Origin of the sequence: Citromicrobium bathyomarinum (genome assembly GCF_021021475.1) — a bacterium.
GTDB lineage: Bacteria > Pseudomonadota > Alphaproteobacteria > Sphingomonadales > Sphingomonadaceae > Alteriqipengyuania > Alteriqipengyuania bathyomarina.
The window spans coordinates 531,355-556,522 of the sequence record NZ_JAINWL010000001.1 but is presented as its reverse complement, the minus strand read 5'-3'; the positions used below and the strand labels follow the sequence as shown (position 1 = coordinate 556,522).

The following is a 25,168-nucleotide window of genomic DNA, read 5'->3' as shown; positions in this document are numbered from 1 at the left end:
TCCAGCGGCGCACGCACATGCCGCCGCCCGGTTCCTGCCGTTGATCGTGCGAAACCGTCAGCTGGGCGAACGAATGTTACCGGAATGCCACAGTTTCTTGTTGTGTGACATTCATGAAACTTCGTCGGCGGAGAACCATTTCCTTGCTGTGTGCCGCATCGCAGACGGCATGACAAAGAAGGAAGTATCTGAAATGAAAATCGCATTTGCTATTCTCGCCACGGGTTCCCTGGCTGCGCTCGCCTCTCCTGCCGCCGCGCAGGTGGATCCGGATTCGCCGTTCTCCGGCTTCCGTATCCAGGGCACGACCGGTTACGATCAGATCACCGCCGGCAGCAGCGTCGACGACGATGGCAACGACAATAACGACCAGTCGGCCGAAGGCGTCATCTACGGTGCCACGATCGGGTACGACGTCGATCTCGGCAACATCGTGATCGGCCCGGAAGCCGAACTGACCGGTTCGACCGCAGACACCGACTATGAGAACGGCGACTTCGAAGGCTTCGGCTTCGGCAATGTCTCCGCCGGTCGCGACGTCTATGTCGGCGCCCGCATCGGTGTGAAGGCCAACCCGAACATGATGTTCTACGCCAAGGGCGGCTACACCAACGCCAAGCTCAACGTGCGCAGCAATGACGGCACGACGGAGTTCGACACCGACTACGATCTCGACGGTTACCGCGTGGGTGGCGGCCTCGAATACGCCTTCGGGAAGAACATGTTCACCAACATCGAATACCGCTATTCGAACTATTCCGACGCGAAAGTCGACTTCAACGGCACCCTGCCGGATACCGACCAGTTCGACGTCGACACCGACCGTCATCAGGTCACCGTCGGCCTGGGCGTGCGCTTCTAAGCGTATCGGTCGCTAGTAAACGGAAAGGGCGTGGCCTTGGCGGGCCGCGCCCTTTTTGCGTCGGCTGCTAGTCGCGTGCGCAGGCGATGGTTGCCGCGTCGATCGCGGTGGCGACGCCCGACAGGCTGTAGCGATCGGTGAAGCGGTTGCCGCCGCGATCGGTGGCGGAGACGCTCATCCGGGTCCCCGACCGCATTGCGGCGACGATGGCCGCGTCCATCCGCTTGTCCTCAGCCCAGGCATCCGCCTCCCCGGCGGTCAGTCGATAGCTATCGCCGCCGACCCGCAGGGTGACCGAGGGATCGCTTGCCAGACGGCGCGACAGCCGCACATGCACCTGATTGCGGACCTTGCGGTTGGGCCAAGTGCCGATCGTCGCGTAAGGCTCGAACTCGCGCGCCGCCCGGCTGCGCTCCGCCTTGGAGATCGCATAGCAGCGCGGCAGGCGCGGATCGCGGAACGCGCCCCAGTCGTCGAACACGCCGAGCGAGGAGCGGGCCACAGCGGGGCTCGCCAGCGTGGCCAGTGCCCCCAGCAGAATGACTGCGCGCTTCATGCTGCCGCGCCCTTGCGTTCGGGATAGGAGATCTTGAGAACTTCCCATTCGCGCAGGCCCGTCGGGCCTTTGACCATCCGCAAATCGCCGACCTCTGCGCCGCGCAGCGCGCGTGCCATGGGCGAGCCCCAGCCGATCCGGCCCTCGCTCGCCTCCGCCTCATCGTTGCCGACCAGGGTGAGCACTTTCTCGCGGTCGTCCTCGTCCACCAGAGTCACGGTCGCGCCGAAGAACACGCGGTCACGGTTGGGCTGGTCGGCGGGGTCGATCACCCGCGCGGACTTCATCCGGCGGGCGAGATGCGCCAGTTCGCGGTCGATCTCGCGCATCTTCTTGCGGCCATAGAGATAGTCGCCGTTTTCGGAGCGGTCGCCATTGCCCGCCGCCCAGCTGACGATCTCCACGATCTCGGGCCGGGCGGTGCCCAGCAGGTGGTCGTAACGCGCCTTCATCGCGGAATAGCCCGCGGGAGTGATCGGATTGTCGCCTTTCATGCCCGCAGCCTAGCGCGGCTCAGCGCAGGAAGTCACCCGCCATTCTGGGCTTGCCGAACTGCGCGCGGTCGGGATTGAGCTGCTCGTAAACTGCGGCATTCTCGATCACGCGCTGGACGTAGTTCTTGGTCTCGTAGATCGGGATCCGCTCGATCCAGGTGACCCAGTCGATCCCGCCATCGCGCGGGTCGCCATTGGCGCGCAGCCACTTGTTCACGTTGCCCGGGCCCGCGTTATAGGCCGCGATGGCGAGCGGGTAGGACCCGCCATAATAGCTCATCATGCGGGCAAAATAGCCATCGCCCAGCTGCATGTTGTAGCTTGGGACCGCGATCAGGTTTTCACGGTCATAGCCAAGCCCCAGCTTGCCCGCCTGTTCGCGTGCGGTGCCCGGCATCAGCTGCATCAGGCCGCGCGCGCCGGCGTGGCTGATCGCATTGGCGGCGAATTGGCTTTCCTGCCGCGCGATCGCGTGAACCATCGTCCAGTTCGCGCCACCCGGCGGGGTGACGGTGGGGAAGCCCTGGCTGACGAAGCCGCGATGGCCGTCCGCCGCAGCGGCTTCGGCGACGTTGACCGCCAGATCGCGGCGGCCCGTCTCGCGCGCTAGTTCGGCGACCAGCGCGTGTTCCTCGGGCGTATCGGCCTGATCCGAAATCGCCTGGTAGAACTGGATCCCGGTGCGCCACGGAGCGCCGCGGGCCACTTCGCGCACCGCTTTGGTCAGCGCCGCATTCTCGAATTCGGCGCGTTGCTGCGCGGTGGGCAGGGCGACGCTGTCTCCGCCGAGCGGCGGGACTGCGCGGCCCAGCTTGGCGAGCGCCAGCTGGCCGTAGAAACGGTCGGCATAGCGCGCGGCCATCTCGTAATAGCGGTTGGCTTCGCTGCGGTCGCCCGCACGTTCGGAGGCGAGGCCTGCCCAGTAGAACCCCTTGGAGCGGGTCTGCGGGGTCTGCGCCGCCGCGCCATAGCGGTAGAACAGCGGCGCCGCGCGGCCCGGCTGGCCGAGATTCCAGTAGGCGTTGGTCCCGCCCAGCCACATCAGCGAGGTATAGTCGTCGCGCAGGCGATAGGCTTCCTTGCTGATATCGGTGCCCGGCGCGAACAGATCGTCGACCTTCGCAGCGATCTGCGCGGACGGGTCGGAGCCCGCACCGCGCGCAACGCGCAGCGCTTCGCCCACGAAATCTTCCGGGTCGAAGGCGGGGCGCTGGAACGAAGGACGGCTGGCGAGCAGCGTGATCGCCTGCGGCAGCTGCCGGTTTTCGCGGTAATACTTCGCCAGATTATAGACGTAGCCCGCATCCTGATTGGCATCGGGGGGAACCGGCAGGCCCTGGCTTTCGGGCGAATAGCCCTGGATCAGCGCGAGCCGCGCCATGAACATGTCGCGCTTGGCGGGCGAGACGCGGTTGATCTGCCGCTGCGAGGCTTCCAGCGCGCTCTGCCACAGCAGCGCGTCCATTCGCGCGTCGTCGTCTGCGGGCGAGAACTGGTTGCCGAAGATCGACAGCAGGTAGGGCTCGCTGGTCGCGCTCATGCTGCCGCCGCGCCATGCCTCGCGGGCAATAGTGGCGGCTTCGGGCCGCCCGACGGAGGACAGTGCGAGCGCGTAGCGGGCCTTGCCCGCATTGGTGAGCGGCGGCAGCGCGTCGAAAAAGGCGACCAAGCTTTCCGGGCTGGCAACGCTTTCGTCCAGCGCGTTCTCTGCCCGCACGCGCAGGCGATCGTCCTGCGGGAAGTCCGGGTAGGCGAGCAGGAAGCTCGCATATTCGGTGAAGGGCAGGCTGTCCTGACCGATCAGATAGTCCCACCGCGCGACGACCTGCGCCATCTGTGAGGGGGCGGACGCTATCAGGTCTGCGCGCGCACGATCCCAGCTCGACGCATCCTGCGCGTAGGCGGGGGGGACGATCGAGGTGGTGGAAACTAGCGCAAGCGCCAAAAAGGGGAGTCTGGTCATGCTGGACATTATGGCCGCTGGCTCCTTATCAGGCACTGAACGAAGGGATTGATGGGGCGATGAAAGCTCCGTTTCTCGCCCCTCATATAAGCTCAACGCAGGAGCGACTCAAATGTTCTCAGGCTCAATCCCCGCGCTCGTCACTCCATTTCGGGACGGCAAGGTCGACGAGGCGGCGTTCCGCACGCTGGTCGACTGGCAGATCGAGCAGGGCAGCGCCGCGCTGGTGCCCTGCGGGACCACCGGCGAAGCCTCGACCCTGTCCAATGCCGAACACCACCGGGTGATCGAGATGTGCGTCGAACAGGCGGCGGGCCGCGTGCCGATCATCGCCGGATGCGGCAGCAACGACACCAACAACGCGCTGCTGCACCTCAAGTTCGCCAAGAAGGCCGGGGTGACCGCCGGACTGTGCGTCGCGCCTTATTACAACAAGCCGAGCCAGGCCGGGCTGATCGCGCATTTCAGCCACCTCGCCGAACATGGCGACCTGCCGATCGTGCTCTACAACGTGCCGGGCCGCACGGTGACAGACATTCTGCCGGAAACGGTGTGCGAGCTCGCGGAAAAATTCCCCGAGGTGATCGTGGCGATCAAGGACGCGAGCGAGGATCTGTCGCGCGTTTCCGACCACCGCATGGGCATCAGTCGCGATTTCTGCCAGCTGTCGGGCAATGACGAGTTGGCGCTGCCGTTCAACGCCGCAGGCGGTTCGGGCTGCATTTCGGTGACCGCGAACGTCGCACCCGCATTGTGCGCCGAGTTTCAGAAGGCCTGCGCCGACAATGATCTGGTCCGCGCGCGCGAACTCAACGACCGGCTCTATCCGCTGCACTACGCGATGTTCGAGGATTCGAGCCCCGCGCCGGTGAAATATGCGCTGAGCCGCACGCAAAGCTGGATGACCGACGAAGTCCGCCTCCCGCTGGTCGCCTGCTCCGACCACGCCCGCCGCGCGGTCGACAAGGCGCTGGAGCATGCGGGGCTGGTGTGATGGCCTTCGGTATCGTTCTGGTGTTGGCGGGGAGCGTTTACGATCATAACGGCGCGCAGCCGAGCCATGGATGCGCGAGGGCGGATGCATATCGGTGAGGATCGTTTCTTCGAAGAAAGGCGCGCGCTTGCTGCCTATCCGCAGTTGCGCGACATGAGATTCCTCCGTTGGAGTGGCTGGCTGACTCTCATCTGTGGTGTGCTGCTGATTGCCAAGGATATCATGTGATCCGAGCCCTGCTTCTCCTCACCATAATGCCCGCGCTTGCGAATTGTGGTGGCTCCGTCGAGCCCGATCGTACAGCCGAAGAAGAAGTGTGGAATCTGAAGCAGGACACGCTGATCCATAGTGCTCCGTTCACAGAGCTGTCCGTCTCGCAGGACGGAAGTTTGGCCTTGGGCGGCAGAACTCTGGACAAAGCCGAATTGCCTGACGTTATGGCGCAGCTGACGCGGCTGGAGCCTGCGCCTGTTCTGGTCGTAACCTACGAAGGCGGAGAGACGCCCGAAGCATGGCCCGAGACGATCGCGATTGCCGAATCTGGTTATTGTGACTTGCCAGATACCTGGTGCTGGAAAGGGGCGGCTGCGGATGCGCCTCAGGAAATTCGCGAGAAACCCCGCAATCTGCACAACGAGAAATAGGCGGACCTAAAGCACCTCGTCCTCGTCCAGCAGCGTGGTCGGCGGGTGGGGCGGTTCGCTGACTGCCAGCGCATCGGCGATGCTGCGTGCGCCGTGACCGACGCCATCCAGCGTCTCGACCTCGGCGATATGGAACAGCGCGTCGCCCTGATGGACCACCGGCAGGGTTGCGTGGCCGATGATCACGCCGTCGACCGGGCTGACCAGTTCCTGCGCGTCCTCGCCGAACAGGCCGCCGACCACCGCCAGCATGTCGCCCTGCCGCACGACGTCGCCCGACTTGCGCACCCGGCGCGAGACTCCGCCGCGCGGCGCGCGCACCCAGCTTGAACGATTGGCGCGGGTCGGGACTTTGACCGCCGCGAGCCCGTCGTCGAGCTCGATCATCCCGATATGCGCGAGCACGCGCAGCACGCCGCTGACCCCGACATTGATCGCATAGCGATCGAACCGCAGCGCCTCGCCCGCTTCCAGCAGCAGCATCGGCGTTTCGCGATCATGCGCGAGCGCGCGCATCGATCCGGGCCGCAGCGGACTCTCGATGATGATCGGCGGGGCGAAGGCCATCGCCAGTTCGGTGAGGTAGGGGCTGCCCGAGGCGATGCGGATCTGCGGCAGGTTGTACCGGTGGACCGCAGCAGTGTGCAGGTCGATCCCGAGCGAGCAGCGGTCGATCACCTGCTCCAGAAACGTATGCGCCAGCTGCGCGGCAAGGCTGCCGTTCTCGTAACCCGGAAAGCTGCGGTTGAGATCGCGCCGGTCGGGCAGGTAGCGGCTGTGCGAGGCAAAGCCGTAGATATTGACCGCCGGCGCGAGGATGAGCGTGCCCGCCATCGCGCCCGGCATCAGGTGGTCGATCAGCCGCTGGATGATCGCGGTCCCGACAATCTCGTCCCCATGGATCGCCGCGCTGACGAACACCGCCGGGCCGGCCTTCGCCCCGTGCAGCACCTTCAGCGCGAGCGATGCGTCGAGCCCGGTGACCTGCTGGCTGACCGGGATGGTCAGGATTTCGGAACTGCCCGGCGCGATCGCGCGGTCGTGAATGCGGAAGGGCTCTGGCGCGCTGGATTGCATCGATCAGGAATAGCCACGCTGCGGCCGCGCTGTGCAAGCGCAGGCGAGATTTCATCCCCACTCCTTGCGCGGCCCCTTTCCCTTTCGTCCACGCCCCCCTACATCGCGGCCCCTTATGGCACGTCCCAAACCTCCTACCTTCGACAAGCGCAAGACCGTCGCCGAGAACCGGCGCGCGCGGTTCGACTATGCGGTCGAGGAAAAGTTCGAAGCCGGGATCGCCCTGCAGGGTACCGAGGTCAAATCGCTCCGCTCGGGCGAGGCGACGATCGCCGAATCCTATGCCGAGGTGCGCGACGGGGAGGCATGGCTGATCAACGCCAACATCCCCGAATACACCCACGGCAACCGCCTGAACCATGAGCCCAAGCGTCCGCGCAAGCTGCTGCTGCATGAACGCGAGATCGAGAAGCTGCTAGGTGCGGTTGAGCGCAAGGGAATGACGCTTGTACCCCTGTCGATGTATTTCAACGGGCAGGGTCGGGCGAAGGTCGAACTGGCGCTGGCCAAGGGCCGCCAGACCAAGGACAAGCGCGACTACATCAAGGATCGCGACTGGCAGCGCGACAAGGCACGAATCCTGCGCGATCGGGGGTAGTTTCAGGTGCGCCGGGAAGGGCGGATTTTGCGACGATCCGGGCCGCTTGATTAATGAACCAGCCACCCCGTTTCGGCTAGTGCTCCTGCGCCTCTACTATGGGGTAAAACGACGACCTCCGGCTTGCCCTTCGGCATGGCCGACACCACTATCGAACGAGCATTATGAGCCAGCCATCAGATAGCCTTCACAAGCCGTCCGCACGTTCGGCAACGTGGAGCTACCTGCGTCGATATACCGACCGGGAAAAGCTGGCCGAAAGCCGTGTCTTGCGGCCCATTGCTCACCGTTTCCTCAGCCCCGAACTATGGCGCTTCACCCGCCGCAACGTGCCGCGCGGCGTCGCGCTCGGTCTGTTCGCAGGGTTCGTGATTCCGTTCGGTCAGATTTTCCTCGCCCTGGTGCTCGCCTTCACCGTGCGCGCCAACGTGCCGATCGCCAGCGCGACCACGCTGGTGACCAATCCGCTGACCTTCCCGTTCTGGCTGTGGGCAGCCAACCGGGTCGGCCACAAGGTGCTGACCATCATTCCCGATGGCGGAAACGTGCTGTTGCCGCAGGACGGGCTGATGACGCTTGGCGGCCTGTTCGAGGCAGCGGGCGCGACCGTGTTCGGCTTCTTCCTCTTCGCGGCGCTGTTTCCCCCGATCGGCTATCTTCTGACCAAGTGGATATGGCGCGCCGCCATGGGCCGGCGGCGCAAGAAACGGCTGAAGCGCGGTGCGATCGCCCGCGAAGCTGCCGCTGCGCCATCGCAGGCAACGCCATCGTGAAGCCATTCGCTCAGCCTGGCGCCGGGGGAACCCCGCTCGGCTGGCTGGTCCTGCTGCTCGCGCTGGTGGTCAGCGTTGCGGCGGTATGGCTGCTCAGCGACCTGCCGATCCTGACCGCAGCTTATGCCGGCGGGCTCGCGACGCTGATGACCCTGCTGATCGTTCTGCGCGGCAAGGCCGCCGGCGCAGAGCGGGTGGAACTGGCACCGCCCGACTGGAGCGTTACGCTTACCGCGATCGACCAGCCCGGTGCGATGGTCGCGATCACCGACCGCGCGAACCGGCTGGTCTGCGCGAGCGCGTCGTTTTCCTCCCGCTTCGGGGTCGAGAAGGCACCGCCCAATCTCGCCCTGAGCGAGGAGGCCGCCGCCGAAGCACTGCTCAGAACTGCGCGCGAGGCCTGGCGCGAAGGGCGCGCACACGCGGCGCACCTCTCGCTGGGCAAGGACGATGTGCGCTGGGAGGTCGAGGCGCAGCGGGCGGGGCGGGGCGAGGATCACCTCGTCTGGCGCTTCCGCCCCGAATCGAGCGAAGATCTCGCCAGCGACATATCGCAGCTGGTCACCGGTGCGCTGGGCAGGATGCTTGGCCGGGCAGGGGTGGTTGCCGCGCTGGTTACCGCCGAAGGCACCGTACGCGCAGCGTCGACGGCCTTTGCAGAGCGCGCTGCGGGCGACCCTTCGGCCACGCTGGTCGGCCGCGAATTCGCCGATTTTCTCCGGCTCGACGAACGCGAGCGGATATATTTTGCCCGCGCGGGACGGGAGGGCGAGCCCTTCCAGCTGATCCACGTGCCGCTCAACGATATCGACGACGAATGGGCCGCCAACCCCCAGGATGCGCCTTCGCTGATGCTGCTGGTCGAGGCGCATGTTGCTCTGGCCGAGCATGTCTCCGCCGATACTGCGCCCAAGGTGGAGTCGCTGATCGAGGCCCTGCCGCTGGGCCTGGCGATGACCGATCGCGACGGACGCTTCCTGTTCGCCAACCCGTCTTTCCTGCGCGCGGTCGGACGGACAGAGAAGGGCCTGCCGACGTTCCCCTCCGATCTGGTCGTGCGCGAGGACAAGGGCGCGATCTCGGACGCGGTGCGCCGCTTCGGCAAGGGTGGGGTGGCGAGCGGCGACGTCGCAGTGCGGCTGGACAGCGCGCCGGGCGAGCCGATTTCGCTCGGTCTCGCCAGCGTGCGCGGGCTGGGCGAACCTGCCGTGCTGCTGTCGCTGGTCGATTCGAAGGAAGAAACCGAGCTCAAGCGGCAGATCGCGCAGGCCAGCAAGATGCAGGCGATCGGCCAGCTCGCAGGCGGCGTCGCGCACGATTTCAACAACGTGCTGACCGCGATCATCGGCTATTGCGACCTGATGCTGCTGCGCCACATCCCGGGCGACAGCGATTACGACGACATCCAGCAGATTCGCGCCAATTCGAACCGGGCGGCCAGCCTCACCCGGCAGTTGCTTGCGTTCAGCCGGCAGCAGACGCTGCGCCCCGAGGTGCTGCAACTGCCTGACGTCATCTCCGAGGTTAGCCAGCTGCTCAAGCGTCTTCTGGGCGAGAAGATCGAGCTGCGCGTGCGGCACGATCGCGATCTTGGTCCGGTCCGCGCCGATCCCGGGCAGCTCGAACAGGTGATCGTGAACCTGGCGGTCAACGCGCGCGATGCGATTGCCGCGCAGGGCGACGGCACGGGCACGCTGGTGATGTCGACCCGCAAGGTCTCGCTCAAGGAAACGCGCAGCCTCGGCCCCGACATGCCGCCGGGTGACTACACCGCGCTGATCGTGCGCGACACCGGGGGCGGGGTTCCGGCCGCGGTGATGGGCAAGATCTTCGATCCCTTCTTCACCACCAAGGAGCTGGGCAAGGGCACCGGGCTGGGCCTGTCGACCGTCTACGGCATCATCCGCCAGTCGGGCGGCTATATCTATGCCGAGAACGTGGGCCCTCGCGATGGGCTCGGCTCCGGCGCGGCCTTCACTGTCTATTTGCCGGTGCACCACGGCGCGCCCACTGCGGAAGAGCGCCGCGCCGATCCGGACGAGCCTGCGCGGCGCTGGTCCGGCGGTGGCCGCGTGCTGCTGGTCGAGGACGAGGATATGGTCCGCGCGGTGGCCGAGCGCGCGCTGGTCCGCGCGGGCTTCACCGTCACCGCCCAGCCCGATGGAGAGGACGGCCTCGCCGAGATAGCCAATGGCGGCGTCTTCGATCTGGTCGTCTCCGATGTGGTGATGCCGGGAATGGACGGTCCTGCGATGGCTCGCGCGATCCGCAAGCTGAAGCCCGACCTCCCGATCCTGTTCATGTCGGGCTATGCCGAGGAAACTCTGCGCAACGAGATCAGCATCGACAACATGTATTTCATCGCCAAGCCATTCAGTGTGGAACAGATCTCACGCAAGGTTGGTGAGGTGCTGGGCGCTGCAAGCGACTGATTCTAAACGTATTATCTGACGTTCCGCAAAATATTCGTTCCCCCCTTGTTCTATCGGAACATAAGCGGTACATACTGCTCATGTCGAAAAGGCGAGAGCCTCTCTAGGAACATGAAGGAGGGCGTGCGATGGCTGCTGCGAAACTGAAGCTGGTAGACGATAAGGAAACCAACGTGGACCGTCAAAAAGCGCTCGACGCGGCACTCGCACAGATCGACCGCGCATTCGGCAAGGGTTCGGCGATGAAGCTGGGCTCAAAGGAAACGATGAATGTCGAATCGATTTCGACCGGCTCGCTCGGTCTGGATATCGCGCTCGGCATCGGCGGCCTGCCGAAGGGCCGGGTGATCGAGGTCTACGGGCCGGAAAGCTCGGGCAAGACCACTCTGGCGCTGCATGTGATCGCTGAAGCGCAGAAGGCCGGCGGTACTGCCGCCTTCGTCGACGCCGAACACGCGCTCGACCCGGTCTACGCCAAGAAGCTGGGTGTCGATATCGACGAACTGATCGTCTCGCAGCCCGATACGGGCGAGCAGGCGCTCGAAATTACCGACACGCTGGTCCGCTCCAATGCGATCGACGTGCTGGTGGTCGACTCGGTGGCCGCGCTGGTCCCGCGTGCCGAAATCGAAGGCGAGATGGGCGATAGCCACGTCGGCCTTCAGGCACGCCTGATGTCCCAATCCCTGCGCAAGCTGACCGGGTCGATCAACCGTTCCAAGTGCATGGTCATCTTCATCAACCAGCTGCGGATGAAGATCGGCGTGATGTACGGCAATCCGGAAACGACCACCGGGGGCAATGCGCTCAAGTTCTACGCCAGCGTGCGACTCGACATCCGCCGCACCGGCCAGATCAAGGACCGCGACGAAATTATCGGTAACTCCACACGTGTGAAAGTGGTCAAGAACAAGGTCGCACCGCCGTTCAAGCAGGTCGAATTCGACATCATGTACGGGCAGGGCATTTCCAAGATCGGCGAAATCCTCGACCTCGGCGTGAAGGCTGGCGTTGTCGAGAAATCCGGCTCCTGGTTCTCCTACGACAGTATCCGGATCGGGCAGGGCCGCGAGAATGCGAAGACCTTCCTGAAGGAAAACCCCGAAATTTGCGACAAGTTGGAGGCTGCGATCCGCGGCAAGACCGACGACGTCGCCGAGGAGATGATGGTCGGCCCTGACGCGGAGGACTGATCGCTTCTTCTCAAGCGGGCGCAAAGGAAGCGCCCGGGAACCCGGAATGCCGGTTGCGGCGCTTCCCGATGGAAGCATCGCGACCGGCTTTTCCGTTGTGGCCCGCGTGACCCTTGGCGCACCACCGGGCGCTAAACGCGATCCCGACACGGAAGCCTTCGTGAAAGCTTGTCGGCCACGGCCTTCTTGCCTAACTCGGCTGGATCATGACCAGCACCAACGATATCCGCCGGACCTTCCTCGAATTCTTCGAATCGCGCGATCACAAGCGTGTCGCCTCGGCGCCACTGGTGCCGCATAACGATCCGACGCTGATGTTCGTCAACGCCGGCATGGTGCCGTTCAAGAACGTCTTCACCGGCCTAGAAACGCCCCCGGCGCCCCGCGCAGTCAGCGCGCAGAAATGCGTGCGCGCAGGCGGCAAGCACAATGACCTCGACAACGTGGGCTACACCGCGCGGCACCACACCTTCTTCGAAATGCTCGGCAATTTCTCGTTCGGGGACTACTTCAAGGAACAGGCGATCCATAATGCATGGACGCTGCTGACCGAGGAGTTCGGTCTCGACAAAAATCGCCTGCTCGCCACGGTCTATCACACCGATGACGAGGCGTTCGATCTGTGGCGCAAGATTGCAGGGCTCCCCGAAGACCGCATCATTCGCATCGCGACCAAGGACAACTTCTGGGCGATGGGCGATGATGGCCCGTGCGGACCGTGCTCCGAAATCTTCTGGGATCATGGCGATCATATCCCCGGTGGCCCTCCCGGTTCTCCGGAAGAGGATGGCGACCGCTTCGTCGAGATCTGGAACCTCGTGTTCATGCAGAACGAGCAGCGGGGCGGGGAGATCGTCGGCGATCTGCCCAACCAGAATATCGACACGGGCATGGGGTTGGAGCGGATTGCTGCTGTTCTGCAGGGTGTCCACAACAACTACGACACCGACACCTTCCGCACGCTAATCGAATCCACCGAGGCCCAGCTTCACGCGGATGCGACCGACCATACGATCGCCAGCTACCGCGTGATTGCCGATCACTTGCGCGCGACCGGTTTCCTGATCGCGGACGGGGTCCTCCCGTCGAACGAAGGGCGCGGCTACGTGCTGCGGCGAATCATGCGGCGCGCGATGCGTCACGCGCATCTTCTGGGCGCTAAAACGCCGCTGATGCACCGCCTCGTCCCGACACTGGTCGGCGAAATGGGCCAGGCCTATCCCGAACTCGGGCGCGGCCAGGCACTGATCGAGGAAACGCTCGAACGCGAAGAGACGCGCTTCCGCGAAACGCTGGAGAAGGGTCTGCGTCTGCTCGACGAGGCGACCGGCTCGCTGGGCAAGGGCGATCAGCTCGACGGCGAGGTCGCGTTCAAGCTCTACGATACCTACGGCTTCCCGTACGACCTCACCGAAGATGCCTTGCGCGGCCAGGGCATCGCGGTCGACCGTGAAGGGTTCGACGCTGCGATGGCGCGCCAGCGCGAGGCGGCTCGTGCCGCGTGGAAGGGCAGCGGTCAGGCTGCGGACAGCGAGGTCTGGTTCACTATTGCCGAACGTGAAGGCGCGACCGAGTTCACCGGCTATTCCGCCACGCAGGGCGAAGGCCAGGTGGTCGCGATCGTGAAGGATGGCGTCGAAGTGACCTCGGCTGCGGCTGGCGAAGATGTCGTGCTGCTGACCAACCAGACGCCCTTCTACGGCGAAAGCGGTGGCCAGAGCGGCGACAGCGGCAGCATCACCACGCACGATGGCCTACGTATCGCAGTGCGCGACACGGGCAAACCGCTCGGTCGGCTCCACACGCATCAGGGCAAGATCGAGGCGGGCGAAGTGCGCGTGGGCGACGAGGTCCGGCTGACCGTCGACGAGCAGCGCCGCAACCGAATTCGCGCCAATCACTCCGCGACCCATCTGCTTCATGCAGCACTGCGCCGGCGCCTTGGCGATCAGGTCACCCAGAAGGGCTCGCTGGTGGCAGAGGATTACCTGCGCTTCGACTTCTCCTACCCGGAGAAGATCGACCGCGAAGGGCTCGACCGGATCGAGCAGGATGTGAACTCCCAGATCCGTGGCAATTCTGAAGTCGGCACCCGGCTGATGACACCCGACGACGCGGTCGCTGCAGGGGCGATGGCGCTGTTCGGGGAGAAATACGGAGACGAGGTTCGCGTGCTTTCGATGGGGCGCGATGCCGACGCCGATTTCTCGATCGAGCTGTGCGGCGGCACCCACGTGGAACGGACCGGCGATATCGGCCTGTTTGCGATCATCGGCGAATCATCCGTATCCTCGGGCGTCCGGCGGATCGAGGCGCTGACCGGCAATGCGGCCAGCGAATATCTTCGCACCCGAGCGAACGCCCTAAACGAAATCAGCGGCAAGCTGGGCGCGACTCCCGATGCGGCGGTCGCGCAGCTCGATGCCCTGCTCGCGCAGCGCAAGACGCTCGAGCGGGAGCTGGCTGACGCCAAGCGCGCACTCGCCCTGTCGGGCGGGGGTGGCGACGGGCCGCACGTCAGCGACGAGACGATCAATGGCGTGACCTTCAGCGGTCAGGTCATCGAGGGGCTGGATCCCAAGGAACTGCGCCCGCTGCTCGATGCGGCAAAACAGCGCCTTGGGTCCGGGATCGCCGCGATCTGCGCCACCAATGACGGCAAGGCCGCCTTCGCGGTCGCTGTTACCGACGACCTGACCGATCGCTTCAGCGCTGTCGAACTGGTCCGCGCCGGTGTTGCCGCGCTTGGCGGCAAGGGCGGGGGCGGCCGACCGGATATGGCGCAAGGCGGCGGCCCCGATGCGGCTAGCGCCGGGGCCGCGCTTGATGCGGTGCGAGGCGCGCTGGCCGAGGCGGTAAACGCCTAGCCGTACGCGCGCTCGGACATTTTTTAGCGGGCGCCGCTGCCTGCTCGCCGCGCGTCTGGCTGACTGCCACGGTTCAGGTCCTCACCGCCGGTATCGGCAGGCCTGGAGGCGTCCCGGCGAGCGGACGGCTTGGCCTTGCCGCTTCCTTGCTGATTTTGCGGCTTGAACTTCTCGTCGTTCGGGATCGGCTTGGTCGGGTCGATGTCGGACATTTAAATTCTCCTTTCCCTACCAATGGTTGGCAGCGAAAGAAGGTCCGGATCAGTCGGAAGACAGATCTGCCGGGACACTTGAGGGCGCGGTTGCCGATACGGTGCTCGTGCGCAGCTTGGGCGCGTATTCCAGCGCGCCTTCGGTCTGAATCTGCTTGCGCATTTCATCCCGCTTCTCGTGGATCGAGGCGATCACCGGCCCCATGGCCACTCCGATATCCACCAGCACTGCCTCCGACAGTTGCAGCGAGCTTTCGAGCGTTTCCGGGACCGCGTGGCTCGCGCCAGCCTGATAGAGCAATGCGGCATGGCTGGCATCGCGGGCACGCGCGACGATCAGCAGATCGGGGTAATTGCGCCGCAGCCGTGCAACCAGCTGCTGGGCGAGTACCGGTGCATCCATCGTCAGCACGATTGCGGAGGCGTCTTCCACTCGCAGCGCACGCAGCGTTTCCAGCCGCGCGGCATTGCCGAAGATGACGTTGTAGCCATCGCGCTTGTCCTGCAGCGCCAGGTCCGCGTCGGACTCGATGGCGACATAGGGCTTCTCGTGCACGCGCAGCATATCCGCGATCAGCCGGCCGACACGCCCGCCGCCGACCACGATCACCCGGCCCGCCGGGGCGGACTGGTCGCGCGCGGGATCGGGCACCGGGTCCACCCTGCGGGCGACCGCGCGCCCGACGAAGGCCAGCAGCGGGGTTACGGTTAGACCGATCGCGGTGACGATCTGCCAGAACTGCGTCGTACCCGGCTGGATCAGCATCGCCGAGCTTGCGGCAGAAAGCACGATCAGCGTGGTTTCCGATGGGCTCGCCATCAGGATGCCGGTCTCGGTCGCCGTGTTGCGCCGCGCGCCCATCATCCGCAGCAGCAGCCCGGTGACCAGCGCCTTGAACGACAGCACCAGCACCACCGCGGTCAGGATGATCCCGACATTGTCAGCCAGCGCCTTCAAATCGATGCTCATCCCGATGGTGATCAGGAAGATACCGAGTGCGAGACCTTTGAAGGGCTCGATGATCGTCTCGACCTCGCCGTGGAAATCGGTCTCGGCGATCAGCAGCCCTGCGATCAGCGCGCCCACGATGGGGGAGAGGCCGGTGATCCCGGTTGCAAGACTGGCACCGATCACCACCACCAGCGTGGCGGCGAGGAACACCTCGGGGCTCTTGGTACGCGCAGCCTGCGCGAAGAGTACCGGCAGGGCATAGCGGCCCAGGATCAGCAGGACAGCGATCACCGCCGCGCCCTGCCACAGCGTGGTCCACAGCCCGGTGAGCCCGTCGGCCTGCGCATAAGGGGCGAGCGCGCCGAGCATGAAGATGATCGGGACGATCGCGATATCCTCGAACAGCAGCATCGAGAGCGCGGCCTTGCCGACCGGGGAGCTGGTGCCGGAAATCGGCAGCACGATCGCGGTCGACGACAGCGCCAGCGCCAGGCCCAGCGCCATCGCGCCGGTCCAGTATTGGCCCATCATCGCCAGCACCAGCGCGATGGAGGTGCCGATGATCGTCAGCTCGAGCGCGCCGAGCCCGAAGACCAGCCTGCGCATCTGCCACAATCGGTTGAACGACAGTTCCAGCCCGATCGTGAACAGCAGCAGGATGATTCCGAACTCCGCGAATATCGCGAGAGAATCCGGCTCGGATATGGTCACCGCCGTCAGCCATTTGATTTCAGGTGTCAGCGCGCCGAGCCCGTAGGGGCCGACGAGGATGCCGATCAGCAGGAAGCCGATCACGGGCGTAATCCGGAAGCGGGCGAACAGCGGGATGACGATTCCCGCTGCGCCCAAAATCACCAGCGCGTCAGACAGCGCAGTCGTCGGTTGAAGTTCACCTGCCACGGGCCGACCATATCAAGCCTGCCCAGCCGTTGAAGGCCTGAAATGAGCGAAAGTTCGGGATTACCCACCGCCCGGGGTGTGCGGGCCCCTGGGTGCGGCGTCCTGTCCGGCGGCTTCGGCCTCTGCCTCGCCGATCCGGGGGGAGATCTGGCCCACGCGCTTGTCCCACTCGATCTGGTAGAGATCGAAGCGGCGATCCGCGAGATTGCGGACCGTGCCTTCGGCGCGCGCCCAGCTGAGGTCCGCGAGATTGACGTCGCTGATCGTCAGCGTCTCGACATTCTCGCTCGCTTCGGCGGCGATCCCATCGCGCGCGAAGGGGAAGTCACAGGGGGTCAGGATGCAGCTCTGCGCGTACTGGATGTCCATGTTCGCGACATTGGGCAGGTTGCCGACATTGCCGCTGAGCACCGTGAAGCACTGGTTCTCGATCGCGCGGGCCTGCGCGCAATAGCGCACGCGCATATAGCCCTGGCGGCTATCGGTGCAGAAGGGCACGAAGATGATCCGCGCGCCTTCGTCGACCAGTCGGCGGGCGAGTTCGGGGAATTCGCTGTCGTAACAGATCAGCACCCCGATCGGGCCGCAATCGGTCGGGATGGCATCGATCGAATCGCCGCCCTTGATGTTCCACCAATAGGCCTCGTTGGGGGTGGGGTGGATCTTCTCCTGCGCATGGATCGATCCGTCGCGCAGGCACACATAGGCGACGTTGTGGATGTCGCCGTCGTCCATTCGCGTCGGGTGCGATCCGCCGATGATGTTGATGTTGTAGTTGAGCGCCAGTTCGGAGAGCTTCTGGCGGATTTTGGGCGTGTACTCGCTCAGCGCTTCGATCGCCTCGATCGGGCTGAGCTCCTTTTCCTCCGCGCTCAGCAGCATCAGCGTGAACAGTTCGGGGAAGAGGATGAAATCGCTCTCGTAGTCCGATGCGACGTCCACGAAATATTCCACGTGGCGCATGAACTCGTCGAAACCGGAGACGGCGCGCGCCTGCAGCTGGCAGGTCGCGATCCGTACGCTTTCGACATCGCGCGGCAGGCGGTGTTTGCGCGGCGCGTCGGCATCCACGTAAGGGTTGCGCCAGACCATGCGCACGGCGAACGCCTTGGAGCGTTTGTCTTCGGGCAGGTAGTTTTCGAGGATGCCCTGCGGCTCGAACCCGTTGGCCAGCTGGAAGCGCAGGACGGGGTCGTGGATCTTGTTGTCGACGACCTTCTCGAGATAATCCTCCGGCCCCTCCGCCCGGTTGCGCTTGCGCCGCATCGCGTTCGCCAGATTGGGCATGCGCCCGCCGAAGACGATGCCCGACAGGTCGAGTCGCTCGGCCAGCGCACGCCGCTCCTCGTACAGGCGTCGTCCGATCCGGGTGCCACGCACCTTGGGATCGACGCACATTTCGTAGCCGTAGAGCCAGTCGCCGGTGGGATCGTGGCGGCTGCCGAACCCGTTGCCGGTAACCTCGTCCCACGAGTGATCCGACATCGCGACATTCGCCTTAAGGCGCATCGACGCGCAGTAGCCGACGATGACGCCATCCAGCTTGGCGACGAAGCAACCCTCGCGGTAATTGTTCAGCTGCCCGCGGATTTCCCCCAGCTTGTAGGGCGGCAGGTCGACATAGGCGCGCCGGACCAGTTCCGCGATATCGGGCACATCCTTGAGCTTCGCCTGGCGGACTTCGAGGCGCGCCTTGGTCTTGTCGGTGGTCGAGATCGGATCGTCTCCTGTATGCTTGCGTTCAATGGACACTAGTGCCTGAACAAGGAAGGGCCGCCAAAGTGCCGCACAATTCCGAATTGCCCGTCGTTGTTGTAGGCGGTGGCCCCGCCGGAATCTTCGCTGGCATGTTGCTCGCAAGGGCGGGCGTCAAGGTCACCGTGCTGGAGAAGCACGAGGACTTCTTCAGGGATTTTCGCGGAGATACCGTCCATCCCTCGACTCTCGACCTGTTCCACCAGCTCGGCTGGCTCGATGAGCTGCTGGAGATCGAGCACAGCAAGGTCGAGCAGATCGGGCTGAGGATCGCAGGCGAGCAGCGTAAAATTGCAGACTTCCGGCACCTGCCCGTGCCTGCGCCCTACATCGCGATGATGCCGCAGTGGGACCTGCTCGATTTTCTGGCGGGAAAGGCGCGTCAGTATCCCGGGTTCGAACTGCGTATGGGGACAGAGGCGGTCGCCGCTCGTACCGATAGCAACCGGCGAATATCTGCGGTCGAAACAAAGGCCGGGGAGGTGCTGCCCGCGCGGCTGGTGATCGCCGCGGACGGCCGCCGCTCGATCATGCGCGAAGAGGCGGCGCTGCCGCTCAAGCGAATCGGCGCGCCGATGGATGTCCTGTGGTTCCGGCTCGACCGCCCCGAAGGGCTCGGCCCGGAGAGTTTCGGTTCGCTCGCTGCGGGCAAGTTTCTGGTTCTCATCAACCGGCGCACTTACCTTCAGTGCGCGTTCCTGATCCCCAAAGGCAAGGCGGACGAAATTCGCGCGCAGGGGATCGACGCGTTTCGCAATCGCCTGCTGGGTCTGGTGCCGGAGCTCGATGGGGCCATCGCCGCTTTCTCGGATATGGACGATGTGAAGATTCTGAGCGTGGCGCTCGACCGTCTGACACGGTGGAACCGTGACGGGTTGCTGGCGATCGGGGATGCCGCCCACGCGATGAGTCCGATCGGTGGGGTAGGCATCAACATAGCTGTGCAGGATGCAGTGGTCGCGGCGAACGTGCTGGCGGCACCGCTCGCACGCGGAGACAATCCCGATCCGCTGTTGCCGCGTGTGCAGCAGCTGCGCGCCCGGTCGGTCCATTACACGCAGATGATGCAGAAGCTCGCGCAGGATCGGATCATCCGGCCGATCCTCCAGCGCGATCAGCCGATCGACCGGGCGCCGCTGCCGGTGCGGTTGATCGATACGGTGAGCCCGCTGCAACGCCTGCCTGCCAGGCTCATCGGGCTGGGCATCGACCGACCGCATATAGAAAGCCCCGACGCCTACGAGTGAGGCGCCGGGGCGAGATTTTCACGGAAACGGTGTTCCGGATCAGGCGGGGGCGAGGCCCTGCTTCTTCATTTCGGTTTCGAGGTTGGTCACGATTGCCTCGAAGAACTGCTCGGTGGTCAGCCAGCTCTGGCCCGGGCCGATCAGCAGCGCGAGATCCTTGGTCATCTGGCCGTTCTCGACCGTCTGGATGCAGACCTTTTCCAGCGTCTCGGCGAACTGCACCACTTCGGGCGTATCGTCGAACTTGCCGCGATACATCAGGCCGCGCGTCCACGCGAAGATGCTGGCGATCGGGTTGGTCGAGGTCGCCTTGCCTTCCTGGTGCTGGCGGTAGTGACGTGTCACGGTGCCGTGCGCCGCTTCGGCTTCGACGGTCTTGCCATCGGGCGTCATCAGCACGGAGGTCATCAGGCCGAGCGAGCCGAAGCCCTGCGCCACGATGTCCGACTGCACGTCGCCGTCGTAGTTCTTGCAGGCCCACACGAACTTGCCGCTCCACTTGAGCGCTGCGGCGACCATGTCGTCGATCAGGCGGTGTTCGTAGGTGATTCCGGCCTTGTCGAAATCGGCCTTGAACTCGGCGTCGAACACTTCCTGGAACAGGTCCTTGAAGCGGCCATCATACTTCTTGAGGATGGTGTTCTTGGTGCTCAGGTACACCGGCCACTTGCGGTCGAGGCCGTACTGGAAGCTGGCGCGCGCGAAGTCGCGAATCGAATCGTCCAGATTGTACATCGCCATCGCGACGCCCGGGCTGGGGAATTCGAACACGTCGATGTCGATGTTCTCGCCATCTTCACCTTCGAAGACGAGGCGCAGCTTGCCCTTGCCGGGGATCAGCGTGTCCTTGGCGCGGTACTGGTCGCCGAAGGCATGACGGCCGACCACGATCGGATCGGTCCAGCCGGGCACCAGGCGCGGCACGTTGTCGATCACGATCGGTTCGCGGAAGACCACGCCGCCAAGGATGTTGCGGATCGTGCCGTTGGGCGAGACCCACATCTTCTTGAGGCTGAATTCCTCGACCCGCGCCTCGTCCGGCGTGATCGTGGCGCACTTCACGCCGACGCCGTACTGCTTGATCGCGTTGGCCGCATCGACCGTGATCTGGTCGTCGGTTTCGTCGCGCTTCTCGATCGACAGGTCGTAGTACTTAAGGTCGATATCGAGGTAGGGCAGGATCAGCCTTTCGCGGATCCACTGCCAGATGATTTTCGTCATTTCGTCGCCGTCGAGTTCGACGACCGGGTTCTTGACCTGAATTTTCGCCATTATCCGTCCCTGCTGGTCCGTGCGTTGCAATTTGGGGGTGAATCTGGCGCGGCTTTAGCAGAGGTCCGGGCGGGTGCAAGGATCGCGGACGCAAAGCGCGGTGCCGGTGGGGCGGGGCAATGAGCAATGCCGCGCTGGCGGCGGGGGAGGGGAGCTTGCAGCCAGATACGAAAAAAGGCGCCGCTCGCCGCGACGCCCCTCTCGAAAACCCCAATGGTGGGCGTAGGAGGATTTGAACCTCCGACCCCTACGATGTCAACATAGTGCTCTACCCCTGAGCTATACGCCCGCACCATGGGGATCGCCGTCTTGTCGGCGGAGGCGCCATCTAGCCGCGCCCGCTCGCCGTTACAAGAGGCTAAAGTTGCTTGTTACAGAAGGGCCTCTCTCGCGTCCGCAAAAACCCGGTCCACCTCCAGTACCAGATCGCGTAGATGGAACGGTTTCGAGAGCACCCTGGCCTGCGGCTGGTCGGCGCTTGCCTTCAGCGAAACCGCCGCGAATCCGGTGATGAACATCACCTTCGTCTCCGGGCTGATCTCCGCGCACCGCTGGGCGAGTTCGATCCCGTCCATCTCAGGCATCACGATATCGGACAGCAGAAGGTCGTAACTGTCGCTTTCGAGCAGGGGCAGGGCCGCCGTTCCACAATCGACCGAATCGACCGCATAGCCTGATTTTTCGAGCGCGCGGGTCAGATAGGTCCGCATTGCTTCCTCGTCCTCCGCCAGGAGGATTCGCCGCTGAAAGGTGGGTTTGCTCATAGACCCTCGTCCATAGCGGCCACCACTTAATGAATCTTTGGCGTGTCAGTGCCTTGCCCTGCTTTGACACACCCTGTGTTCCGGTTCAGCACGGCGAACATGGAAGGCGCGCGCGGCAGCGATTCGGGACAGGGCATTGCAGGCGGAATGATCCCCGGCAGCGGGGCGCCGGCCTTCACCCTCGAGAATCTTGAGAACGCGGCAATTCCGGTCCTGATCGCGGCGCCGCATGGCGGTCGCGCCTATCCTGCGCGGATTGCGGATGCGATGCGCAATCCGGCCATCGCCCAGTTGCGGCTGGAGGATCGCCACGTCGATCGGCTGGCGCTGGAGGTGGCGCGGCAGACCGGCGCTGCCTCGCTGATTGCACACGCTCCGCGCGCAATGCTCGATCTCAACCGGGCACCCGATGACATGGACTGGTCGATGGTCGCCGATGCGCCCGCGGACAGGCCTGCGCACTCAAGCGCCAATCGTCGCGCGCGAAGCGGGCTCGGCCTCGTCCCCCGCCGCGTTTCGGGGGTGGGCGAAATCTGGCGCACGGATCTGACCAGCGCCGAGGTGGCGGAGCGAATTGCGCTGATTCACGAACCCTATCACCGCGCTCTTGCCCGGGCGCTGGATGCGATCCGCAGGACCTGGGGCGTCGCCCTGCTGATCGATCTGCACTCGATGCCGCCGCTCGCCGCCAGCCACCCGGGTCAGCGACCCACCGAATTCGTGATCGGCGACCGTTTCGGAGCCTCTTGCGAGGATGGTGTGGCGGGGCGCGCGCTGCAGTTCCTGGGGCGCAGCGAGCGAGGCGTGACGCATAACCGCCCCTATGCCGGTGGCTACGTGCTCGACCGGCACGGCAGGCCCGGTCTGGGCATCAATGCCCTCCAACTGGAAGTGTGTCGCACGCTCTATCTGGATGCACGTCTGGCGGGGACGAGTGCCCGTCTGCCCGGGGTCGCGCGGCTGATTGCCGAACTGGTGCGCACGCTGGCGGACGAGGTCCTACCGGATCGTCGCGATTACGGGCTACCGCTGGCTGCGGAATAAAAAAACCACCCCGTGCACGAATGCACGAGGTGGCCAAGGTTCAGGGAGGAAGCACGCTCGAAAGCGTGCCTATCCGGAGCGGCTATGAGGGGGAATTCCGCCCGGACACGCTGAATCTGGGGTGCGTTGCAGCAAAGTCAAGCACTGTTGCAGCGCGCCCTGTCAGCCCTAGTTCGGGGCGCCGTCCTGCTCGGTCGGAGCGGGCATTTTGCCCTGCTGTTCCTGGCGGCCGAAGATGTTGCGCATCAGTTCGAGCGAGGTCAGGTGCGCGTAAATGATCGCGAGCATCCCTTCCTTGTTCCACTGCTTCAGGGTCTCCGCATCGATCTCGGCCAGCTTGGCCTGATCGATCATGCGAAAACCGCGATAGACGTAGGGCTTGCCCGGCAGTTCGGCGCGTTCGATCGAGACTTCACCATCCATCAGCAGGTCGTGCTTGAGCAGTTCCTGCGTCAGGTTGCGGGTGCGCTGACCGGCCTGCTCGAATTTCTCGCAGAAATCGAGGATCGCCTTGGTCTGTTCGGTGGTCGAACCGTCTTCGTTGAACAGAAGCTCGCCTTCGTCGAATTCGCCGACCGCATTCGAGGTCGGGTCGAAGCACAGCGACAGCTCGTCGGTTTCGGGCGTCAGCTTGGCGAGGATGAACGGATAGCGGCGGATGTAGGCGGGCACGTAGACCTGATCGATCAGCTTGCCTTCATCGTCGAAGAAGGTGTTCACGCCTTCGTTGAGACCCATCAGCGCCAGCGGCAGCGGGTTGTCGCCCGACGAGAAGATCACCGGGAAATGGCGTGCGGCCTGGATGAACTCGTCGCCGGTCAGCGGAACGACGTGCTGCTTGGACAGCCAGGGTGCCGTATCGAGCATGCGATTGCGAAACTTCAGGTGATCCCGCGTGTTGAGCGGCATCAGGTCGTTATAGAACATCGGAAGCTGGGGCTGTTGCGGCGCGCTGGCCATCGGTCTCTCCGTCATCGGGCTGAATGAGTGAGGGCGGTGATCGATGCAAGCCGCCCGGGTCGCGAAACCGCGCCTTTAGGCGGCCTGCGGGGAACTGGCAAGCGGGACAAGCTTGCCCGGATTCATGATCCCGAGCGGGTCGAGCGCCTGTTTTACCCCGCGCAGGATGGTCAGCCTGGCCGGGTCGGCGAGGCGCGCCAGCTCGTCACGCTTCATCTGGCCGATGCCGTGCTCGGCACTGATCGAGCCGCCCCACTGGGTCACCAGATCATGCACCGCGGCACTGATTGCCTTGCCTTCGCGCTCCTCCCATTCACCGCCGGTCGCGCCTGCGGGTGCACGAAGGTGGAAGTGGACATTGCCGTCCCCAAGATGACCGAAAGCCACCGCCCGGGTACCTTCAAACCGATCCTCCAGCGTTGCGCTTGCCTGATCGATGAAGTCGGGCATCCTGGCGGGCGGCACGGAGATGTCGTGCTGCACCGCCGGGCCATGCGCGCGCTCGGCGGAGGAAATGCCGTCGCGCAAGGCCCACAGCGCCTCGGCCTGAGTCTCGTTCGCGGCGATCGTCGCGTCTTCGACCAGCCCGTGGTCAAGCGCCGCTTCCAGCAGGGCAGTGGTCTGCTCGGCGAGGGGGGCAGTGTCGGGATCGTGGGTGACCAGTTCGATCAGCACATACCAGTGATGCCGACCTGACAGCGGGGCGCGGCTGGCGGGCTCGTGGCGCAGTACCGATTCGAGTGCGAGCCGCGGGATGATCTCGAACCCTTCGAGCGCGGCCCCCATTTTGTCGCGAGCGAGCAGCAGCAGCCGCCATGCCTGCTGGACCGATTCGACCCCTGCGAAAACCACCTGCCGTCCGGCGATTTGCTGTTCCAGAGAGAGCGTGGCAGCGGTCACGATGCCCAGCGTACCCTCCGATCCGATCAGCAATTGCTTGAGGTCGAAGCCCCGATTGTCCTTCTTCAGCGCGGCGAGGGTATCGAGCACCGAACCGTCCGGCAGCACCGCTTCGAGGCCGAGAACCTGCGCGCGCATGGTGCCGTGGCGCAGCACCTGCGTGCCGCCCGCATTGGTCGAGATCAGCCCGCCGATGGTGGCCGATCCGCGCCCGCCCAGTGTCAGCGGGAAGCGCAAGGCCCGCTGCGCGGCCGCATCATGCAACGTTTGCAGGATGACGCCTGCCTCGCACACGACCTCGCGAGCATCCTCGTCCCACAGGCGGAAGGAATCCATCCGCCGCAGCGACAGCAGCAGCGCCGTGCCGCTCGCATCCGGGGTTGCGCCGCCGGACATGCCGCTGTTGCCGCCCTGGGGCACGATCGGCACGCGATGCCGGGCGCATAGCGCGACAAGCGCGGCGACCTCGGCAGTATTGGCAGGAGAGGCGAGGGCGATCGCCTTGCCGCGATAGCGTCCGCGCCAATCGGTCAGCCACGGCTCCATCAGCTCGGCATCGCGGGTCAGGCCGCGCTCGCCCAGGATGGCCTGCGCGCCTTCCAAGAATGATCCGTCAGTAGCAGAGTTCATGTTGCTGTCATGCCACACTTAGGCGCGCCCCTGCCACCCCCGGACGTATTGCCGGGACACAATTAAGCCGCCATTCAAA

22 protein-coding genes and 1 tRNA gene are annotated in these 25,168 nt (G+C 64.8%); 11 read left to right on the top strand and 12 right to left on the bottom strand.

Annotation, left to right across the window (positions count from 1 at the left end; translation table 11 throughout):
• Nucleotides 1–193 precede the first annotated feature (193 nt).
• Entirely contained in the window at nt 194–862 is a 669-nt protein-coding gene (locus tag K7H93_RS02790) for an outer membrane protein (RefSeq protein WP_054524531.1), read from the top strand.
• Between the two features lie 67 nt (nt 863–929).
• Here K7H93_RS02790 and K7H93_RS02785 read toward each other — a convergent pair whose 3' ends face one another.
• Genes K7H93_RS02785 through K7H93_RS02775 form a run of 3 tightly spaced genes read right to left on the bottom strand, consistent with a single transcriptional unit; the run spans nt 930 to nt 3,884 of the window.
• Entirely contained in the window at nt 930–1,418 is a 489-nt protein-coding gene (locus K7H93_RS02785) for an invasion associated locus B family protein (RefSeq protein ID WP_230782354.1), read from the bottom strand.
• A complete protein-coding gene (gene greB, locus K7H93_RS02780) occupies nt 1,415–1,912 on the bottom strand; it encodes a transcription elongation factor GreB (protein WP_054523813.1) in 498 nt (165 codons plus the stop codon). The genes K7H93_RS02785 and greB overlap by 4 nt, the downstream gene beginning before the upstream one ends.
• A 19-nt stretch (nt 1,913–1,931) precedes the next feature.
• Entirely contained in the window at nt 1,932–3,884 is a 1,953-nt protein-coding gene (locus K7H93_RS02775; protein ID WP_420840371.1) for a lytic transglycosylase domain-containing protein, read from the bottom strand.
• A gap of 103 nt (nt 3,885–3,987) precedes the next feature.
• On the opposite strand from K7H93_RS02775, the gene dapA reads away from it, so the two are divergent.
• The 3 genes from dapA to K7H93_RS02760 all read left to right on the top strand — a co-directional run bounded on the left by dapA (nt 3,988) and on the right by K7H93_RS02760 (nt 5,513).
• A complete protein-coding gene (gene dapA / locus K7H93_RS02770; RefSeq protein ID WP_054523815.1) occupies nt 3,988–4,869 on the top strand; it encodes a 4-hydroxy-tetrahydrodipicolinate synthase in 882 nt (293 codons plus the stop codon).
• A gap of 84 nt (nt 4,870–4,953) precedes the next feature.
• The gene (locus K7H93_RS02765) at nt 4,954–5,097 is read left to right on the top strand and encodes a hypothetical protein (protein WP_230782351.1); all 144 of its coding nucleotides are present in this window, start codon (nt 4,954–4,956) and stop codon (nt 5,095–5,097) included.
• Nucleotides 5,094–5,513 (top strand): hypothetical protein, encoded by a 420-nt coding sequence (locus K7H93_RS02760; RefSeq protein WP_230782350.1) that lies wholly within the window; start codon nt 5,094–5,096, stop codon nt 5,511–5,513. The genes K7H93_RS02765 and K7H93_RS02760 overlap by 4 nt, the downstream gene beginning before the upstream one ends.
• A 6-nt stretch (nt 5,514–5,519) precedes the next feature.
• Here K7H93_RS02760 and K7H93_RS02755 read toward each other — a convergent pair whose 3' ends face one another.
• The gene (locus K7H93_RS02755; protein ID WP_230782349.1) at nt 5,520–6,590 is read right to left on the bottom strand and encodes a succinylglutamate desuccinylase/aspartoacylase family protein; all 1,071 of its coding nucleotides are present in this window, start codon (nt 6,588–6,590) and stop codon (nt 5,520–5,522) included.
• 115 nt (nt 6,591–6,705) lie between these two features.
• On the opposite strand from K7H93_RS02755, the gene smpB reads away from it, so the two are divergent.
• The 5 genes from smpB to alaS all read left to right on the top strand — a co-directional run bounded on the left by smpB (nt 6,706) and on the right by alaS (nt 14,453).
• Complete coding sequence (gene smpB, locus K7H93_RS02750) at nt 6,706–7,188, top strand: SsrA-binding protein SmpB (protein WP_010234884.1); 483 nt, start codon at nt 6,706–6,708, stop codon at nt 7,186–7,188.
• Between the two features lie 164 nt (nt 7,189–7,352).
• Entirely contained in the window at nt 7,353–7,961 is a 609-nt protein-coding gene (locus K7H93_RS02745; protein WP_230782348.1) for a DUF2062 domain-containing protein, read from the top strand.
• Nucleotides 7,958–10,393: a hybrid sensor histidine kinase/response regulator gene (locus K7H93_RS02740; RefSeq protein ID WP_230782347.1), complete on the top strand. Its 2,436-nt coding sequence runs from the start codon at nt 7,958–7,960 to the stop codon at nt 10,391–10,393. The genes K7H93_RS02745 and K7H93_RS02740 overlap by 4 nt, the downstream gene beginning before the upstream one ends.
• Nucleotides 10,394–10,521: 128 nt before the next feature.
• On the top strand, nt 10,522–11,586 hold the full coding sequence (recA, locus tag K7H93_RS02735) for a recombinase RecA (protein ID WP_010234893.1): 1,065 nt from the start codon (nt 10,522–10,524) through the stop codon (nt 11,584–11,586).
• Nucleotides 11,587–11,792: 206 nt separating this feature from the next.
• Nucleotides 11,793–14,453 (top strand): alanine--tRNA ligase, encoded by a 2,661-nt coding sequence (gene alaS, locus K7H93_RS02730; RefSeq protein ID WP_230782346.1) that lies wholly within the window; start codon nt 11,793–11,795, stop codon nt 14,451–14,453.
• Between the two features lie 23 nt (nt 14,454–14,476).
• Here the strand turns inward: alaS and K7H93_RS02725 are convergent, their stop codons facing one another.
• Genes K7H93_RS02725 through K7H93_RS02715 form a run of 3 tightly spaced genes read right to left on the bottom strand, consistent with a single transcriptional unit; the run spans nt 14,477 to nt 18,233 of the window.
• A complete protein-coding gene (locus tag K7H93_RS02725; RefSeq protein ID WP_010234901.1) occupies nt 14,477–14,665 on the bottom strand; it encodes a hypothetical protein in 189 nt (62 codons plus the stop codon).
• 49 nt (nt 14,666–14,714) lie between these two features.
• A complete protein-coding gene (locus K7H93_RS02720) occupies nt 14,715–16,517 on the bottom strand; it encodes a cation:proton antiporter domain-containing protein (protein ID WP_230782345.1) in 1,803 nt (600 codons plus the stop codon).
• 60 nt (nt 16,518–16,577) lie between these two features.
• Entirely contained in the window at nt 16,578–18,233 is a 1,656-nt protein-coding gene (locus K7H93_RS02715; protein ID WP_029140279.1) for a bifunctional GNAT family N-acetyltransferase/carbon-nitrogen hydrolase family protein, read from the bottom strand.
• 38 nt (nt 18,234–18,271) lie between these two features.
• Here K7H93_RS02715 and K7H93_RS02710 point away from each other — a divergent pair, with 38 nt between their 5' ends.
• Nucleotides 18,272–19,519 (top strand): FAD-dependent oxidoreductase, encoded by a 1,248-nt coding sequence (locus tag K7H93_RS02710; RefSeq protein WP_338080272.1) that lies wholly within the window; start codon nt 18,272–18,274, stop codon nt 19,517–19,519.
• Nucleotides 19,520–19,558: 39 nt separating this feature from the next.
• Here K7H93_RS02710 and K7H93_RS02705 read toward each other — a convergent pair whose 3' ends face one another.
• From K7H93_RS02705 to cpdR, 3 genes are all read right to left on the bottom strand, one after another.
• Nucleotides 19,559–20,791: an NADP-dependent isocitrate dehydrogenase gene (locus tag K7H93_RS02705; protein WP_230782340.1), complete on the bottom strand. Its 1,233-nt coding sequence runs from the start codon at nt 20,789–20,791 to the stop codon at nt 19,559–19,561.
• Nucleotides 20,792–21,005: 214 nt separating this feature from the next.
• A tRNA-Val gene (locus K7H93_RS02700) sits at nt 21,006–21,080 on the bottom strand.
• A gap of 82 nt (nt 21,081–21,162) precedes the next feature.
• Nucleotides 21,163–21,555 (bottom strand): cell cycle two-component system response regulator CpdR, encoded by a 393-nt coding sequence (gene cpdR / locus K7H93_RS02695; RefSeq protein ID WP_054523822.1) that lies wholly within the window; start codon nt 21,553–21,555, stop codon nt 21,163–21,165.
• Between the two features lie 75 nt (nt 21,556–21,630).
• Here cpdR and K7H93_RS02690 point away from each other — a divergent pair, with 75 nt between their 5' ends.
• Nucleotides 21,631–22,599 (top strand): N-formylglutamate amidohydrolase, encoded by a 969-nt coding sequence (locus K7H93_RS02690; protein WP_230782338.1) that lies wholly within the window; start codon nt 21,631–21,633, stop codon nt 22,597–22,599.
• A gap of 168 nt (nt 22,600–22,767) precedes the next feature.
• Here K7H93_RS02690 and K7H93_RS02685 read toward each other — a convergent pair whose 3' ends face one another.
• Nucleotides 22,768–23,559, bottom strand: a complete 792-nt coding sequence (locus K7H93_RS02685) for a SapC family protein (RefSeq protein ID WP_010234911.1) — start codon at nt 23,557–23,559, stop codon at nt 22,768–22,770.
• 75 nt (nt 23,560–23,634) lie between these two features.
• Nucleotides 23,635–25,089, bottom strand: coding sequence for an FAD-binding oxidoreductase (locus K7H93_RS02680; RefSeq protein WP_230782336.1), 1,455 nt, complete (start codon nt 25,087–25,089; stop codon nt 23,635–23,637).
• Nucleotides 25,090–25,168 lie beyond the last annotated feature (79 nt).

Excerpts from the sequence above, each read along its gene's own strand:
- K7H93_RS02790 (WP_054524531.1), top strand. The coding sequence starts at position 194 with ATGAAAATCGCATTTGCTATTCTCGCCACGGGTTCCCTGGCTGCGCTC.
- K7H93_RS02785 (WP_230782354.1), bottom strand. The coding sequence starts at position 1,418 with ATGAAGCGCGCAGTCATTCTGCTGGGGGCACTGGCCACGCTGGCGAGC.
- greB (WP_054523813.1), bottom strand. The coding sequence starts at position 1,912 with ATGAAAGGCGACAATCCGATCACTCCCGCGGGCTATTCCGCGATGAAG.
- K7H93_RS02775 (WP_420840371.1), bottom strand. The coding sequence starts at position 3,884 with ATGTCCAGCATGACCAGACTCCCCTTTTTGGCGCTTGCGCTAGTTTCC.
- dapA (WP_054523815.1), top strand. The coding sequence starts at position 3,988 with ATGTTCTCAGGCTCAATCCCCGCGCTCGTCACTCCATTTCGGGACGGC.
- K7H93_RS02765 (WP_230782351.1), top strand. The coding sequence starts at position 4,954 with ATGCATATCGGTGAGGATCGTTTCTTCGAAGAAAGGCGCGCGCTTGCT.
- K7H93_RS02755 (WP_230782349.1), bottom strand. The coding sequence starts at position 6,590 with ATGCAATCCAGCGCGCCAGAGCCCTTCCGCATTCACGACCGCGCGATC.
- smpB (WP_010234884.1), top strand. The coding sequence starts at position 6,706 with ATGGCACGTCCCAAACCTCCTACCTTCGACAAGCGCAAGACCGTCGCC.
- K7H93_RS02745 (WP_230782348.1), top strand. The coding sequence starts at position 7,353 with ATGAGCCAGCCATCAGATAGCCTTCACAAGCCGTCCGCACGTTCGGCA.
- recA (WP_010234893.1), top strand. The coding sequence starts at position 10,522 with ATGGCTGCTGCGAAACTGAAGCTGGTAGACGATAAGGAAACCAACGTG.
- alaS (WP_230782346.1), top strand. The coding sequence starts at position 11,793 with ATGACCAGCACCAACGATATCCGCCGGACCTTCCTCGAATTCTTCGAA.
- K7H93_RS02725 (WP_010234901.1), bottom strand. The coding sequence starts at position 14,665 with ATGTCCGACATCGACCCGACCAAGCCGATCCCGAACGACGAGAAGTTC.
- K7H93_RS02705 (WP_230782340.1), bottom strand. The coding sequence starts at position 20,791 with ATGGCGAAAATTCAGGTCAAGAACCCGGTCGTCGAACTCGACGGCGAC.
- cpdR (WP_054523822.1), bottom strand. The coding sequence starts at position 21,555 with ATGAGCAAACCCACCTTTCAGCGGCGAATCCTCCTGGCGGAGGACGAG.
- K7H93_RS02685 (WP_010234911.1), bottom strand. The coding sequence starts at position 23,559 with ATGGCCAGCGCGCCGCAACAGCCCCAGCTTCCGATGTTCTATAACGAC.
- K7H93_RS02680 (WP_230782336.1), bottom strand. The coding sequence starts at position 25,089 with ATGAACTCTGCTACTGACGGATCATTCTTGGAAGGCGCGCAGGCCATC.